This is a genomic window from Rhodococcus sp. A14 (assembly GCF_011603105.1).
In the GTDB taxonomy this organism is placed as follows: Bacteria; Actinomycetota; Actinomycetes; order Mycobacteriales; family Mycobacteriaceae; genus Rhodococcus_F; species Rhodococcus_F opacus.
The window spans coordinates 25,798-40,378 of record NZ_JAAOQS010000087.1; the positions used below are offsets into that span (position 1 = coordinate 25,798).

The following is a 14,581-nucleotide window of genomic DNA, read 5'->3' on the forward strand; positions in this document are numbered from 1 at the left end:
TCAGGTTGTGTCGCGCTGATCGGTCAGGGGGTGGTCACGGGAACTTCGGTGGGCGCGCCGAGCAGGTCGGCGTCGCCGGCATCCGTTCCGCGGCCGGTGACGAAATAGGGCGACCGGCGGACCCACTTCGCGTGCGCGGCCACCACCAGCCCCGAGATCAGGATGAGGACCGGGAACAGCAGCTGAAACCAGCCGTTGGTCGCACTGAATTCGAGATGATCTGCCGAGGTGTAGAAGATCCAGCCCAGGTAGCCGCCCAGCGCCAGCAACACCAGGGCGCTGAGGGCGGGAAACACCACCGCGCGCAGCCCCTCCCACGGATGCTCGCGCAGGAGGCCGCGGAACCGGACAGCGGCGGCGAGTGCCGTCAGGCCGTACCAGACGGCGACCACCAGGCCGATCGAACTGATGCCCGCACCGAGAAGGTCGCTGAGTTTGGGGATGACCGTGGCCAGCAGCGCGACCACGGCGGAGATGGCGCCGAGCAGCACGGTGCCGGCCGCCGGGGTTCCGTAACGGGAATGGATGCGGGTCCACACCGGGCCGAGAGTGCGGTCCCGGCCCATTGCGAACAGTCCACGCGCGCTGGGTATCACGGTGGCCTGGAGCGACGCGACGACGGAGAACATCAACGCGACCACGGGGAGAGCCGCCAATGGCTGCCGGGCGAGTGCCTCGCCGAGGAACGCGAGCCCGACGGTCCCGTTGTCCGCCAGTTCCGTGGGGGTGAGGACGCGCTGGAACGCCACCGCACCGAGCAGGAACAATCCGAGGACCAGGAAGACGGTGATCACCCCGGCGCGGGACGCGTCGCGCGGGTCGCGCACCTCCTCGCTCACGCTGAACGCCGCTTCGAAACCCCAGTAGAAGAAGACCGCGATCACCATGCCCTGAGCCAGCACGGCGAACGAGGGAATCGCAAAGGGATCGAACCAGGAGAGGGAGAACGGCTGGCTCCCGGCGAACAACCCGTACGTGCAGAAGCCGATCAACACGACGTACTCGAAGACGAGGAGATACTTCTGCAGCCGGGCCGCGACCGCGACGCCGCGGACGGCGGTGAAGGTCACCGCCCCCAGGATCGTCAGCCCCAGCATCGTGGACTGGAGCGTGGAGTCGGGATCGAGGGTGAGCCCGCCGATGCTGTGCAGGCCGGCCATGCCGGCGAGTTGCAGGATCGCGGACCCGGCGATCGCGGTGGTGTAGGCCATGAACACGACAACGGCGACGATGGCCATCCAACCGGTGAGGAAGCCCAGCCACGGACTGAGGCTGCGGCCTACCCAGACATAGCTGTTGCCGCAATTGGGTTCGACCCTGTTGAGCCGGGCGTATCCGCTGGCAATTCCCAGAATCGGGACGAAGGCCAGTACCAACACCACCGGCATCTGGAGACCGACCACGGCGGCGATGACTCCCAAGCCGACACCGATGCTCGTCGTCGCCGCGGTACTCGAGGCGGCGATCGCAATTCCGTCGATGACGCCGAGGGATTTGCGGAGGGCGGTCGCCCTCGGCGCGTCGACCGCGCCGTTGTTCACTGCTGCCATGTGTGCGTCGCTTTCGATGGAGGGATGGGAGGGATGAGAGGCCACGCACCGATCCGCATTCTCGTGTCCGCGGCCTGGGGCTTCGCTCCCTGTGACATGCAACACTGTCGCCGATTGCAGCGTCAACGGTGTTGGCATAAGCTTCCGTGGACGGAAGGGAGCCGGGATGGCGAAGCAGGTGGTCTCGGACTCGGCCAGGAAGAGGCGCAGGCCGACGAAGCAGGGTGCAGTTCTCTCGGAGCAGCTGATCATGGAGACGGCGCTGCGGTTGCTCCGCCACCACGGCAGTGCCGGTCTGTCCGTCCGGCGCCTCGGGGCTGCGCTCGGGGCCGACCCCAGCACCCTGTACCGGTACTTCCGCGGCATCGACGACCTGACGTTAGCGATCGCCGACGAGCTGATCGGTCGGTCGTTCCACGGGTGGGAACCCACCGGGGACTGGTGGCGGGACCTCCACTCTCTCGGAATACGTTCGCATGCAGCGTATCTGGACCATCCCCAGGCGGCAGTCCTGTCGGCCAGCCGCGTCAGCGGTCGTACCTCGGAGAAAGCAGCCGTCGACACGATCCTCGGAATACTGCGCGAGGCGGGATTCCCCGACGGCGCAGCAGTGCGCCTCTACCGCGCGTTCGTGGACCAGATGCTGGCCTTCGCAGCCCTCGACGGAGCCGAACTCGCTCTACCCGAGGACGTCCGCGAGTCCGATCGGCAACTGTGGCGATCCGCCTACGCGCAGCTGCCTGCCGAGACGCATCCGCACATCGCTGCGACCGCGGGTCTTCTCGTCGACCTCTCCGACCGCAGCGCCTATCCCGACGCACTCGAACTGCTCCTCGACGGCGCTCGCACCCTGCTTCACCGACTCGACGCGAAGCGAGAATCCGCGACGTCGTGACAAGCGCTCGGCTCGAATCGTGGCCGAACGGGCCGGGGGAGTCGCCGGATTACCTGGGAGCATCCCGGAGCTCGATGACGAGTGGCCGACCTGTGTCGAACCAGTACCGGTGCAGATCCTTGATCTTCGCGCGCGTAGGCAACCCGCGTAGATGCACGGCGCATTCGCCATAGTCGAACACATTGACCGTCTCGCAGATAGCGTCCCGGGCATCGTCGAGCTCCGCACGATCGGTGATCTCTCGCGCGAGTCCATCGCACCAACCCGCCGGCATCCGCAGCCGGACCCGTGGGTTCCCACGGATGTTCCACACCCAGCCTGCGACGAAATCCGGGCGCGTCATCGCCAACGCGGGTGGCAGAAGCGAGACCAGGTAGGCACGGTCCCCGTCTTCGAGGGCAGACTGGGCGACGACGTCAGCCGCCGGCGAGCGGCACCAGGATGAAGTGGCCGGCTCCGCGGGCGGCGGAGAACACGTCCCAGGACATCGGGCCGCCGGGACCACGGCCTTCCTGGTAGCGGAGATCGAATGCGGGGTTCACGGGTGCGAGCCGGTAGTCGAAGAAGGCGTAGTTCGCGCGCAGCAATGTGCGCGTCGGTTCGGTGGCCTCCGCGAGACGGGGCACCAACCGGTCCTCGACCACCAATCCGCGGTCGGAGAATTCGTCGACGATGACGCATTCACAGAAGTACGCGAGGGTCCCGATCTCACCGGGGGATCGCACCGGTGCCTCCCCGACGAGGGTCCCGACCGCCCGGCCGACCCGCTCGTAGTCCTGCGCACTCGCCCAGTTACCGAAGATGGGGGGTGCGTCCCACGGGAGACCGCTCTCGACGTCGTAGTACACGGCGCCGGCGCCCAGCACGGCGAGCAGGCCGGCCAGTGTGCCGGCGACAGCGCGGTCCGTGGCGTTGCGCGCGGCGCTCCAGTGGATGCCGGCGGCGAGGACGGCGAACATCGCCAGCGTGGTCGCGGGCGCCACGTAATACCAGTGGTACGGCACGGTGTCGAGCACGACGTAGGCGGCGTAGTAGAGAGCACCGGACAGTCCGAGCGCGAGCAGCGGCACAGGCACCGGTCGCTTCCCCGGCCTGGCGTACGAGGCGAGCGCGACGAGAATCAGAACGAGTGCGAGGGCCGCGGGACCGAATGCCGCCATAGTCCGCCACGGGTTGGACTCGAAGTACATGATCGGGCCGGTGAGGTAGTTGTAGCCGCCCACATCGGAGGCCTGGCCCTGCTTGATCAGGAAGGTGTCGGGCAGAGCCGAACCGAGGACGATCCAGCTGAACAGGTACCACGGCCCGGCGATCGCGGCGAAGCCGGCGAGAGCGCGGCGCAGTTGCGTGCGAATCGCCGGTGACAGGGCGGCGATGACCACGACGAAGACGAGCAGGTCCAGACGTACCAGCGACGCCATGCCCGCGGCCGCGCCGAACCAGGCGGCCCTGCCTTCGAGCGCGAACCACACCATCACCGCGACGGCCGCCGGGATCAGCAGCACCTCGAGTCCGACCGCGGACAACACGAACGGGTTGAACACCACCAGCGCACCGGCGAGCACCGCCCAGACGGTCCCGAGGCCGAGGCGCCGGCACGTGCGCGCCAGCACCCAGCCCAACAGGGCGGTGACCGCGACGTTGAGCATTCCGAGCGCGAACAGGGGATCGCCCGGGCCCCACAATCGGGTCAGGAACGTCAATGCCCCGAGCACGAGCACGTTGAGCGGGGACGTCGACGTGTTCGCGGTCAGTCCGTTTACGATCGCCCACTCCCCGTGGACGGCGAGGTTCCTGGCGGCCGACAGACTGATGTAGGCGTCGTCCGTCAGGCTGCCGGAGACGATCCAGAACAACACGGCCGCCACCACCGCGCCGGACGCGGCGAGGATCGCCGGCGCCCGAAACGGGCTCGGTACCGGTGGCGGGGCAGACCGCTCGAGCGGTTCGTTCAGCAATCCTGTGGACACCGCGACATCCTAGAGAGTGGAGCCGGGACCGCTGCTCGCAGCCACCGAACTCGGCGGCGACACGGTCACCGGTTCCCGGAAATGTCCTCCCGCGCGAACTCGCAGGTGCCTGTCGACTGTTTAGTCATTCGAGAAGACGGGAAATCGACGCCCCAGGGCCGGAAGCGTCACCGGTGGCACCGCCGGCCCAGGTTCCGCGGGTTGAGCCCCCAGGTCGCGGGACCGCCCCGGGCTTTCCTATCGGCGGTGCCGCTCGTGAGCGGTGAGCAGCAGAGCGTCGAAACGGTCGCGAAACGAAGTGGGCGTGTGGATTTCGTCGCCGAATGCGAGAACGAGTTGCTCCGCGATGACGCGGATCTTCGTGTTCGTCTGCTGTGACCGCCACGTCAGGAGGTCGAAGGCGGCGTCGGCGGAGATGGAGTAGACGAGCATCAGCGCACCCTTGGCCTGTTCGATGACTGCCCGCGAACGGACGATGTCGAGCGAAGCGACTTCCGCCGTGTCGAGCAAGCGGGGGTTGTCCCAGATCTCGTCGGTCCTGTCCTGCCACACGAGCACGACGAAGCGGGCGTCCGCGGAGGTGAACATGGAGGCGACCCCGTGCGCCCACAGCCAGTTCCCGTTCCTGTGCCGGACGCGGGCATAGCCCGCTTGGGCGGCGCCGGTATCGAGGACACCCCCGACGAGGCCGAACCACCGCGGCGCGTCCGACGGGTGCATCAAACCGGCGAGGTCCACACGATCGAACTCGTCCAATCGGTAGCCGACGAGGTCGGCCAGGGCCGGGTTCGTCAACACCAGTCGCCGTCGGTCGTCGTACACGCAGACGGGGCGCGGCAGAGAGACCACCAGCGAGGTGAACGCGTCGTGGCCGAGACTGTCGGTCGGTGCGAGGGGGAACCCGGACATGCGTACTTCCTTCAATTCTTCGCCCCGACGACGACTCGTACAGCCGATCGTCGCGGCGTGCGCAGAACGATCCGCTAGAGGGATTCGGAGCCGAGCCCTGTTCGGCTGGGTGTGACGCGCGTCCTACTCGCTGAATTCGCCCATCGCGGGCGTCCATTCGCGGATCTGCACCTTCTCGACCAGATTTTCCTGTACGAACGGATCCTGCGCGAACAGGCGCGCGACGGCGTCCTCGTCCTCGGCCTCGACGATGAACAGCGCACCGTGGCCGTCGGCGAGGGGGCCGGTCGAACGCATGACCTTGCGGCGGACGAGTTCGGTGAGCCACCCACGATGCTGCGTCCGGTGATCGTCGCGCAGGGACGACGTCTCGGGGCTGTACGTGTATTCCACGACGAACAGGGCCATCAGGTTCTCGCTCAGCCGTGGTCGATGTACGACTCGAGCTGGTCGCGTTCGGTCTGCAGCTCGCCGATCCGGCTCTTCACCACGTCGCCGATGCTGACGATGCCGACCAGCTGCCCGTCCACGATCACCGGCAGGTGCCGGATCCGGCGTTCGGTCATGGTTTCGGCGAGACTGTCCACGGTGTCGGTCGGGAGACAGGTGAACACCGATGTCGTCATGATGTCCACGACCCGGGCATTCAGGATGTCGGGGCCGCGCTCGTGGATGCGGCGCACGACGTCGCGTTCGGTGACGATCCCGACGACGGCGTCGTTCTCCGTTACCACCAGGGCGCCCACATTGTGCCTGGCGAGTTCGCCGATCAGTGTGCTGACCGGCATCTCCGGATCGACCGTCACCACGGCCGGACCCTTGTTCCGCAACACATCCGCGATTCGCATCTGGACACCCCGATCTGTGGGCACTCCGACTGGCCGCCGATTCGATCATAGGCAGACTTCGAGCGTATGCCAGCGCTTCTGCCGGTCTTGGTTTGGTTATCTACTCGTGACCGCCGTGTCCCGCGGGCCGGTGTGCGGGTCGGGCGCCCACCGGGACTGCGGTGTTAGGTTGGCGCTGTGCCGATCACCGTGCTACTCGTCGACGACCAGGAACTGATGCGGATGGGCCTCAACATGGTGCTCGACGCTCAGGACGACATCACTGTCGTCGGTGAGGCGAGCGACGGAGCGGCGGCCGTCGCCGCGGTCCGCAAACTCGAACCCGATGTGGTGTTGATGGACGTCCGTATGCCGGTGGTGGACGGGGTCAGCGCGACCGCCCAGATCCTGGAGTCGGGGGTCGCGAGTCGCGTGCTGGTGATGACCACCTTCGACCTCGACGAGCACGCCATGGGTGCGTTGCGGGCCGGGGCCAGCGGCTTCCTGCTCAAGGACACCCCGTCGGAAGACCTGGTGTCGGCGATCCGCAGTGTGGCCGCGGGGGACGCAGTGGTGTCGCCGAAGGTGACCCGCCGGTTGCTGGCGAGGTTCCTCGACGACGGTCCCGGTCCGCTTCGTGACCCGGAGGTCCTCGACGTGCTGACCGAGCGTGAACGGGAAGTGCTGCAGCTGGTCGCCACCGGCTTGTCGAACACGGAGATCGCCGGTCAGCTCTTCCTCTCGGAGTCGACCATCAAATCGCACGTGGGCCGGATTCTGACCAAGTTGAACGTCCGCGACCGGGTCCAGGCAGTGGTGCTGGCCTACGAGACGGGCCTGGTGCGACCCGGCTCGTAGGCCGGCGGGTGGGGAAGCGTACTGCCGCTAGACGGTGAAGGTGCCGACGGTCGGGACCACGGTGCACGTGACGGAGTCGGCGTAGCCGACCGTCCCGAACATCGTCGCGAGGACGGTTCCCTTGCCGGTGTCGACGATCTTCGACAGCAGCGGGGTATTGATGATCGGAAGCTTGTCGTCGAGCTTGACGATCCCGCCCTGGAACGTCGTGAGGTTGATCCAGGCGACGCTGAGGTCGGACGACTGCGGGATCGCCACGTAGGCGGGGATGGCCTGGAATCGGAGTTGGTTCGCGGTGATCTGGGGGAACAGGTTCGGTCCGCCCTGAGCGCTCGCCAGCGTGACCGTCGCGGGCTTGTCGGCGACGCCGCACCCGAGCGTGGGGGACGGGTACATGAAGTCCTGCGGTGTGGTGAGTCCGACCTCGAGCACATCCTTCGGGATGAACACGCTGGCGCCGAGAAGAGCGTCCACGGCGGCCGTCGCGGCGGGGGAGACCTCGGTGGCCAGCGCCTGCAGTTCGGCGGCACCCTTCGCGAAGTCGGCGACCGGTGCTGCCGATGCCGGTCCCGAAGACAGCATGCCGAAGGCGGCTGCGGCCGCGAGAACGATTGCGGCTCGGCGGAAGACGGTGGAACGAGTCATATCGGCTCCTCGTTGTGCGCGGGGTCGGAAGACCCCCATCGCAGTGAACTGCATCATGCGCAGACTCTCAATGTCAACTTGAGGTTTAGCATTGTGAGCGCTTCGATATCAACGGCCGGGAGAAAATCGGCGCCGTCGAACGTTGAACGATCAGACGGTTGACCCAGACCCTCGATGACCCGGCCGTCCGAAAGGGGGCGTCATGTACGCCGCACTGTTCCTGTTGTACGTAGTGGTGGAGATCGCCGCTCTCGTCCTGGTCGGTAACGCGATCGGCGTGCTGTGGACGGTTCTCCTCCTGCTCGGTGGAACGCTGATCGGACTGTTGCTGATGCGGTCGCAGTGGCGTCGTGTGATGGACGGCCTGCGCCGGGCGGCGAGCGGCGACGGCTCTCCTGGTGCGGCGGTCGCGGACGGCGCACTCGTCGCGTTGGGCTCCGCGCTGATGTTCGTCCCCGGCCTGGTCACCTCGGTGCTCGGGCTGCTCTTCCTCGTTCCCCCCACCCGGTGGGCACTTCGGCCCGTCGTGGTCCTGCTGGCAGGCAGGCGTGCCGCCACCGTCGCGGCCGGGGCGGAAGCGTTCGCGCGGGCACCCCGGCGGGGTGGCGGCGAAGTGATCGAAGGGGAGGTGGTCGACGAGGTCTTCGAGGGCGTAGTGATCGACGAGGAGCCCCGAACCCCGACCCGTGATCCCCGCGTTCTGCCCTAACAGGCAGACTGGTTGCCTGTGACTACACAACTGCTGGTCGACGGCCGAATCTACAGTTCCTTTGCTCCAGACGCCACGTCGATGGCAGTGACCGACGGCGTCGTGACGTGGATCGGCGACGACCGCGCGGCCCGTGCGCTGCACCCCGGCGCCGACGTGGTCGACCTCGGCGGCGCGTTCGTCACCCCGGCTTTCGTCGACACCCACGTGCACGTCACAGCGCTCGGCCTGAACATCGTCGGACTCGACCTGGTCGGTGTCGGATCGCTTCGCGAATGCCTGGACCGGCTCGCCTCCTTCGCCCGCACCCACGGCGACGCAGTCATCTGGGGACACGGCTGGGACGAATCGGCGTGGCCGGACGGCGCCGGTCCCACCACGGCGCAACTCGACGAGGCCGCGCCCGGACGCACGGTGTATCTGTCCCGGATCGACGTCCATTCGGCAGTCTGCTCGACGGCCCTGCGCCGGTCGGTCCCGGATCTGAGCGACACCGCCGGCTTCTCGCCGGAGGGGCCGCTGACATTCGAGGCGCACCACGCCGCCCGCACCGTCGCGCGCTCGCTGCTGACGGCCGAGCAGCGTTCCGCCGCCCGCATCGCCGCCCTCGACGCCATCGCCTCCCGCGGCATCGTCGCAGTGCACGAGTGCGGGGGCCCCGACATCGCCGGACTCGACGATTTCCGTGAACTCCTCGCCACCCCGCACGGTGTCGAGGTCCGCGGCTACTGGGGTGAGGCGGTCGCCGACGCCGACGAGGCCAGAAAGCTGTTGAACACCACCGGCGCCCACGCGCTGGGCGGCGACCTGTTCATCGACGGATCCCTCGGCTCCCACACGGCGTGGCTCAGCGAACCCTATGCCGATCTGGCCGGCGGGACCGGCAAGAGCTACCTGGGAGTCGACGAGATCGCCGCACACGTGCGCGCCTGCACCATCGCCGGAATTCAGGCCGGATTCCACGTCATCGGCGACGCCGCCGTCCGGGCCGCGGTCGACGCGTTCGCCGTCGTCGCCGACGAACTGGGCGGTCCCGCGGTTGCGAAGGCCGGGCACCGACTCGAACACGCCGAGATGTTGACCGGTGACGACGCGGCGCGGCTTGCGCAGTGGGGTGTGATCGCCAGCGTCCAGCCCGCGTTCGACGCCCTGTGGGGTGGGACCGACGGCCTGTACGCGCAGCGCCTCGGAACCGAGCGTGCCCTCACCCTCAACCCGTTCGCCGTCGCCGCCTCCGCCGGGGTGTCGCTGGCACTGAGCTCCGACGCACCCGTCACCCCGGTCGACCCGTGGGCGATGCTGCGCGCGGCCGTCCACCACCGCACGCCCGGCAGCGGGATCTCCCCCCGCGCGGCGTTCTCGGCTGCCACGCGCGGCGCGTGGCGGGCCGGCGGGGTCCGGGACGGTCTTGCCGGGACGCTCGACCCCGGAGCGCCCGCGTCGTACGCCGTGTGGGATGCCGGTGAACTCGTGGTCAGCGCCCCCAAGGACTCCGTGCAGCGGTGGTCGACCGATCCCCGGTCCCGGGTCCCGGCCCTGCCGCGGCTCGAGGACGACGCGCCCACACCCGTGCTGCTGCGTTCGGTGCACCGGGGGAGCGTCGTCCATGAGCGGTAGCACCACGTCTCGCTGGACCACCGGAAAGCGCGGCGTGCTGGTACGTTCCGTCCTGTCGGTGGCCGCGGGATTCCTCGTGTTCTCCGGCTTTCCGCCCCGCCCCCTCTGGTTCCTCGCACCCATCGGCATCGCCTTGCTGACGCTGATCCTCACCGGTGCGGGGGGTGCGGCACCGAGATTGCGCGCGGGCTTCGGCTACGGCTACCTCGCGGGACTCGGCTTCCTCGTGCCGCTGCTCCCGTGGATCGGGGTGTTCGTCGGCGCCCTCCCATGGCTTGCCCTCGCCGCGGTCGAGTCGCTGTACATCGGATTGTTCGGGGTGCTCGCCGTGCTCGTCTCCCGGCTGCGCTGGGCCCCGCTGTGGATCGCGGCGTGCTGGTCGCTCACGGAGTGGCTGCGCGCCAGCGTGCCGTTCGGTGGCTTCCCCTGGGGGCGGTTGGCGTTCGGCCAGTCGGAGGGCTGGTTCCTACCGCTCGCGAGCATTGGCGGTGCCCCGTTGCTCAGCTTCGCCGTCGCGCTGACCGGCGCCGGACTGGCATCCGTCGCCGTGACGGTGCGGGCCCGGGTGAGCGGCGCCACGAACTGGACGCGGCCGCTCGCAGGCGGTCTGGTCGCCGCACTCGCCGCGACGGTCGTGTCGCTCGCGCTGGGGCCGACGCTGCCGGGCATGGACTCGGGAGACCGGACGATCACCGTCGCCGCGATCCAGGGCAGCGTCCCCAAACTAGGACTCGACTTCAACGACCAACGCAAGCGGGTCCTCGACAATCACGTGAACCGCACCCTCGAACTCGCAGACGACGTCGCGTCGGGCGCGGCGCCGCAACCCGACCTCGTCGTCTGGCCGGAGAACGCGTCCGACATCGATCCCCTGCGCAACGCCGACGCCGCCGCCGACATCTCCCGGGCGTCCGAGGCGATCGGTGCGCCGATTCTGGTGGGTGCGGTGCTCGTGAATTCCGACCGCACCACCACCAACTCGGTGATCGTGTGGGACGGCGATGCGGGACCGCAGGAGCAGCACGACAAGAAGATCATCCAGCCGTTCGGCGAGTACCTGCCGTACCGCGGGTTCTTCCGGCACTTCTCCTCGTATGCCGACCGGGCGGGCAACTTCGTTCCCGGGGACGGGGACGGGGTCGTCCACGCGGACGGAATCGCCGTCGGGGTCGCGACCTGCTACGAGGTGGCGTTCGACCGGGCGTTCGAGCAGTCGGTGCGCAGCGGCGCCGAACTGCTCGCCGTCCCCACCAACAACGCCACGTTCGGCGACACCGAGATGACCTACCAGCAGCTCGCCATGTCACAGGTGCGGGCCGTAGAGCACGGTCGCGCCGTCGTCGTCGCCGCGACCAGCGGTGTGAGCGCGATCATCGGCCCCGACGGGTCCACGGCGGCGGAAACCCCACTTTTCGTACCCGCGGCCCTGGTGTCGCAGGTGCCGCTCCGCACCGGTACTACGCTGGCAAGTCGGCTCGGCCCGATTCCGGAGGTTCTCCTCTGTGTCGGCGCCGTCGCTGCCGTCGCGTTCGCCGTGGTGCAACGACGACGCACAGTTCGCCCACTGATTCAACGCAGTACCGAGAAGGCGCCGGCAGTTGCCGGCAGGGAGGATCCTCATGGCATCGGAGACCGATTCCGGGCAGAGCGGGGCACCGAGCGCACGGACTCTGGTGATCATTCCGACGTATAACGAGCGGGAGAATCTCGGCCTGATCGTGGGCCGCCTGCATGCGGCGCTGCCGCGGACGCATGTTCTGGTTGTCGACGACGGCAGCCCCGACGGCACCGGAGACATCGCGGACGCCCTCGCGTCGAACGACGACGCCGGCCGCATCCACGTGATGCACCGCACCGAGAAGAACGGTCTCGGAGCCGCCTACATCGCCGGATTCCACTGGGGCCTGGACCGGGACTACACCGTCCTCGTCGAAATGGACGCGGACGGCAGCCACGCGCCCGAGCAGTTGCATCGCCTCCTCGACCAGGTGGACGCCGGCGCCGACCTCGTGCTCGGTTCGAGGTACGTGCCGGGCGGCACGGTGGTCAACTGGCCGAAGCACCGCGAGTGGCTCTCGCGCGGCGGGAACATCTACTCGCGGCTCGCCCTGGGCGTGAAGATCAAAGACATCACCGGCGGATACCGGGCGTACCGCCGTGAGGTGCTCGAGAAGCTCGACCTCGCTGCGGTGGAGTCGCATGGCTACTGCTTCCAGGTGGACCTGGCGTGGCGGGCCATTCAGGAGGGCTTCGACGTCCGCGAAGTTCCCATCACGTTCACGGAACGAGAGATCGGCGAATCCAAGATGAGCGGCGGGATCGTCCGCGAGGCGCTCCTCAAGGTCACACAGTGGGGGCTGCGGAATCGAATCGCCAAGATCAAGGGTGTGACAGCCGGCTGAGGCTCGGCACCGACCGCTGCCCCACTCCTTCCGGGAAGGAGTGGGGCAGTGCTATATCTGTGGTCCGGAAACAGGATCCACGTGGGTAAACCCGCGCGGTGTCCACATTATGAGACGCCGTGAAACGGTCTGAACCGTACGTCCGATAGGAACCTGAAGCGTACTCCCGGGTAATGTTCGGTAAATTCCCAGGTTCGCAGGTCACTATGAGTTTCTTCGGTGGCCGGTGGGTTCGTCCCACCGCCGGAGCGGGAAAGAGGACGAACAAGGTGGTCGAAGCTGTGCCGAGTGGTGACGTGACCACCGAGGGTCGCCTTCCGGACGGTGCATTTCCGCTCTCCGCCGCTCAGCAGGGCATGTGGTTCGCCCAGCAACTCGATCCCGACGTACCCGTCAACATCGCGCAGTGCGTCGAACTGGTGGGTGCCCTCGACGTACCGCTGCTGTCGGAGTCGATGATCACCGCGGGCCGTGAGCTCGGCTCCGCATTCCTCCGACTCGTCGAGGTCGACGGGGTTCCCTACCAGCTGGTCGATCCGACCCTGGAAGCATCGGTCCGGTTCGTCGACCTGCAGCACGAGCCCGATCCGCGGGCCGCGGCCAAGGAGTGGATGCGGCAGGAGTACACCGCCCCGCTCGACGTGTGCCGCGATCGGCTCACGACCTCGGCGCTTCTGCGCATCGGGCCGGATCGCCACTACTGGTACAGCAGGGTCCACCACGTCGCGCTCGACGGCATGGGATCGGTGACCCTCGTCGACCGGACCGCGGAGCTCTACACCGCAGCCGTCGAGGGGCGCGCCGCCGGGCCGTCCAAGGCTGCCGAACTCACCGACGTCGCCCGGGTCGACGACGACTACCGGACGTCGGCGCGCTACCGGGCCGACCGGGAGTACTGGTCCGAGCGGGTGTCCACCATCGGCGAACCGCACAGCCTCGTCGACCGGAGCGCCCCCGCGCGGGCCCGGAGCCGCACGACGGGCGGCCAGATCCCCGACGCCCTCGTCGACCACCTCGAGGCTGCGACGGACCGCCACGACTCGTCGACCGCGTTCGAGGTCATCGCCGCCTTCGCCGCGTACCTTTCCCGGATGACCGGACGCGAGGAGGTCGCGGTCAGCCTGCCCGTCACCGCCCGCACCACCGCGCTGCTCCGCCGCTCGGGCGGCATGGTGTCCAACGTCGTCCCGTTGCGCCTGCACGTGCGCCCGGACATGACGAACACGGATCTGGTGGCGGCGGTCCGGCTGGAGGTCACCGCGGCGCTCCGGCATCAGCGGTACCCGCACATCGACCTCCGTCGCGACGCGGCCATCGATCATCAGGGCTTCTACGGCCCACTGATCAACGTCATGCTGTTCCACAACGAGATCACCCTCGGCAGCATCGTCGGCAGGCTCGAACTGCTGTCCACCGGACCGATCACCGACCTCGCCGTCAACGTCTATCACGGGGTCGCCGGCACCAGCCTCAACCTGGACCTCGAGGCCAACCCCGACCTGTACTCCGAAGACACCCTCGCCGCGCATCACGCCCGCTTCAGCCGGTTCCTCGGCGCGTTCCTCATCTCCGACGGACCACGACGGATCGGCGACCTCGACATCCTCGACGAGGACGAACGCCGCAGCCTGCTGCCGGCCACCGGGCGCGCCGGATTCGCACCCGTCACCGTGCCGGATCTACTCGCCGGGGCCGTGCGCAGCAACCCGGACGGCGATGCCCTCGTCGCACCCGGGCACGGGACGTCCGCCGCCCTGAGCTACCGCGCCCTCGACGAGACGTCGAACCAGCTCGCGCGACTCCTGATCGACCTCCAGGTCGGCCCGGAGGTCATGGTGGCGTTGGCGTTGCCGCGGTCGCGGGAGTCGGTGTCGAGTGTGTGGGCGGTGGCGAAGGCGGGGGCGGCGTTCGTTCCGGTGGATCCGGGTTATCCGTTCGAGCGGATCGCGTTCATGCTGGAGGATTGTGGGGCGCCGATCGGGATCACGACCGCCGCGTTGCGGGAGGGTTTGCCCGACGCGACCCAGTGGATCGTGCTCGACGACGCGGAGTTTGTGTCTGCCGTTGCCTCCTATCCGGCGGATGCGGTCACCGACGCCGACCGCGCGGGTGTGTTGTCGGTGGATCATCCGGCGTATGTGATTTACACCTCGGGGTCGACGGGTCGGCCGAAGGGTGTGGCGGTCACGCATCGGGGTG

14 protein-coding genes are annotated in these 14,581 nt (G+C 68.3%); 7 read left to right on the plus strand and 7 right to left on the minus strand.

All coding sequences use genetic code 11. From position 1 onward, the window contains the following. Positions 1 to 23 precede the first annotated feature (23 nt). Positions 24 to 1,550: an APC family permease gene (locus tag G9373_RS33135; protein WP_054246453.1), complete on the minus strand. Its 1,527-nt coding sequence runs from the start codon at positions 1,548 to 1,550 to the stop codon at positions 24 to 26. Positions 1,551 to 1,716: 166 nt separating this feature from the next. On the opposite strand from G9373_RS33135, the gene G9373_RS33140 reads away from it, so the two are divergent. After that, on the plus strand, positions 1,717 to 2,445 hold the full coding sequence (locus G9373_RS33140; protein WP_005575312.1) for a TetR family transcriptional regulator: 729 nt from the start codon (positions 1,717 to 1,719) through the stop codon (positions 2,443 to 2,445). A 49-nt stretch (positions 2,446 to 2,494) separates the two neighbouring features. Here G9373_RS33140 and G9373_RS33145 read toward each other — a convergent pair whose 3' ends face one another. The 5 genes from G9373_RS33145 to G9373_RS33165 form a co-directional block, all read right to left on the minus strand. Next, positions 2,495 to 2,788, minus strand: a complete 294-nt coding sequence (locus tag G9373_RS33145) for a nitroreductase/quinone reductase family protein (protein WP_005575311.1) — start codon at positions 2,786 to 2,788, stop codon at positions 2,495 to 2,497. Positions 2,789 to 2,861: 73 nt separating this feature from the next. Then, positions 2,862 to 4,415, minus strand: coding sequence for a hypothetical protein (locus tag G9373_RS33150; protein ID WP_167118971.1), 1,554 nt, complete (start codon positions 4,413 to 4,415; stop codon positions 2,862 to 2,864). Positions 4,416 to 4,652: 237 nt separating this feature from the next. After that, entirely contained in the window at positions 4,653 to 5,324 is a 672-nt protein-coding gene (locus G9373_RS33155; RefSeq protein WP_054246451.1) for a PAS and ANTAR domain-containing protein, read from the minus strand. 123 nt (positions 5,325 to 5,447) lie between these two features. Continuing rightward, positions 5,448 to 5,732, minus strand: a complete 285-nt coding sequence (locus G9373_RS33160; protein ID WP_005575305.1) for a YciI family protein — start codon at positions 5,730 to 5,732, stop codon at positions 5,448 to 5,450. Between the two features lie 11 nt (positions 5,733 to 5,743). Continuing rightward, positions 5,744 to 6,172: a CBS domain-containing protein gene (locus G9373_RS33165; protein ID WP_005246355.1), complete on the minus strand. Its 429-nt coding sequence runs from the start codon at positions 6,170 to 6,172 to the stop codon at positions 5,744 to 5,746. A 177-nt stretch (positions 6,173 to 6,349) separates the two neighbouring features. On the opposite strand from G9373_RS33165, the gene G9373_RS33170 reads away from it, so the two are divergent. Continuing rightward, the gene (locus G9373_RS33170) at positions 6,350 to 7,009 is read left to right on the plus strand and encodes a response regulator transcription factor (RefSeq protein ID WP_005260679.1); all 660 of its coding nucleotides are present in this window, start codon (positions 6,350 to 6,352) and stop codon (positions 7,007 to 7,009) included. Positions 7,010 to 7,036: 27 nt separating this feature from the next. On the opposite strand, the gene G9373_RS33175 is transcribed toward G9373_RS33170, so the two are convergent. Then, on the minus strand, positions 7,037 to 7,654 hold the full coding sequence (locus G9373_RS33175; RefSeq protein ID WP_054246450.1) for a hypothetical protein: 618 nt from the start codon (positions 7,652 to 7,654) through the stop codon (positions 7,037 to 7,039). Positions 7,655 to 7,856: 202 nt separating this feature from the next. Between G9373_RS33175 and G9373_RS33180 the strand changes: the two genes are divergently transcribed. The 5 genes from G9373_RS33180 to G9373_RS33200 form a co-directional block, all read left to right on the plus strand. Continuing rightward, a complete protein-coding gene (locus tag G9373_RS33180; RefSeq protein WP_005575303.1) occupies positions 7,857 to 8,363 on the plus strand; it encodes an FxsA family protein in 507 nt (168 codons plus the stop codon). Between the two features lie 12 nt (positions 8,364 to 8,375). Then, positions 8,376 to 9,980 (plus strand): amidohydrolase, encoded by a 1,605-nt coding sequence (locus G9373_RS33185; protein ID WP_167118976.1) that lies wholly within the window; start codon positions 8,376 to 8,378, stop codon positions 9,978 to 9,980. Beyond that, positions 9,970 to 11,673, plus strand: coding sequence for an apolipoprotein N-acyltransferase (gene lnt / locus G9373_RS33190; protein WP_054246448.1), 1,704 nt, complete (start codon positions 9,970 to 9,972; stop codon positions 11,671 to 11,673). The genes G9373_RS33185 and lnt overlap by 11 nt, the downstream gene beginning before the upstream one ends. Beyond that, positions 11,600 to 12,382, plus strand: coding sequence for a polyprenol monophosphomannose synthase (locus G9373_RS33195; protein WP_133983877.1), 783 nt, complete (start codon positions 11,600 to 11,602; stop codon positions 12,380 to 12,382). The genes lnt and G9373_RS33195 overlap by 74 nt, the downstream gene beginning before the upstream one ends. Before the next feature lie 269 nt (positions 12,383 to 12,651). Then, positions 12,652 to 14,581 (plus strand): condensation domain-containing protein (locus G9373_RS33200; RefSeq protein WP_346842879.1); only part of this gene is annotated, 1,930 nt, incomplete at its 3' end.

What these genes read in the sequence shown, in the direction of transcription:
- G9373_RS33135 (WP_054246453.1), bottom strand. Translation starts at nt 1,550, where the DNA reads ATGGCAGCAGTGAACAACGGCGCGGTCGACGCGCCGAGGGCGACCGCC.
- G9373_RS33140 (WP_005575312.1), top strand. Translation starts at nt 1,717, where the DNA reads ATGGCGAAGCAGGTGGTCTCGGACTCGGCCAGGAAGAGGCGCAGGCCG.
- G9373_RS33145 (WP_005575311.1), bottom strand. Translation starts at nt 2,788, where the DNA reads ATGACGCGCCCGGATTTCGTCGCAGGCTGGGTGTGGAACATCCGTGGG.
- G9373_RS33155 (WP_054246451.1), bottom strand. Translation starts at nt 5,324, where the DNA reads ATGTCCGGGTTCCCCCTCGCACCGACCGACAGTCTCGGCCACGACGCG.
- G9373_RS33160 (WP_005575305.1), bottom strand. Translation starts at nt 5,732, where the DNA reads ATGGCCCTGTTCGTCGTGGAATACACGTACAGCCCCGAGACGTCGTCC.
- G9373_RS33165 (WP_005246355.1), bottom strand. Translation starts at nt 6,172, where the DNA reads ATGCGAATCGCGGATGTGTTGCGGAACAAGGGTCCGGCCGTGGTGACG.
- G9373_RS33175 (WP_054246450.1), bottom strand. Translation starts at nt 7,654, where the DNA reads ATGACTCGTTCCACCGTCTTCCGCCGAGCCGCAATCGTTCTCGCGGCC.
- G9373_RS33180 (WP_005575303.1), top strand. Translation starts at nt 7,857, where the DNA reads ATGTACGCCGCACTGTTCCTGTTGTACGTAGTGGTGGAGATCGCCGCT.
- lnt (WP_054246448.1), top strand. Translation starts at nt 9,970, where the DNA reads ATGAGCGGTAGCACCACGTCTCGCTGGACCACCGGAAAGCGCGGCGTG.
- G9373_RS33195 (WP_133983877.1), top strand. Translation starts at nt 11,600, where the DNA reads ATGGCATCGGAGACCGATTCCGGGCAGAGCGGGGCACCGAGCGCACGG.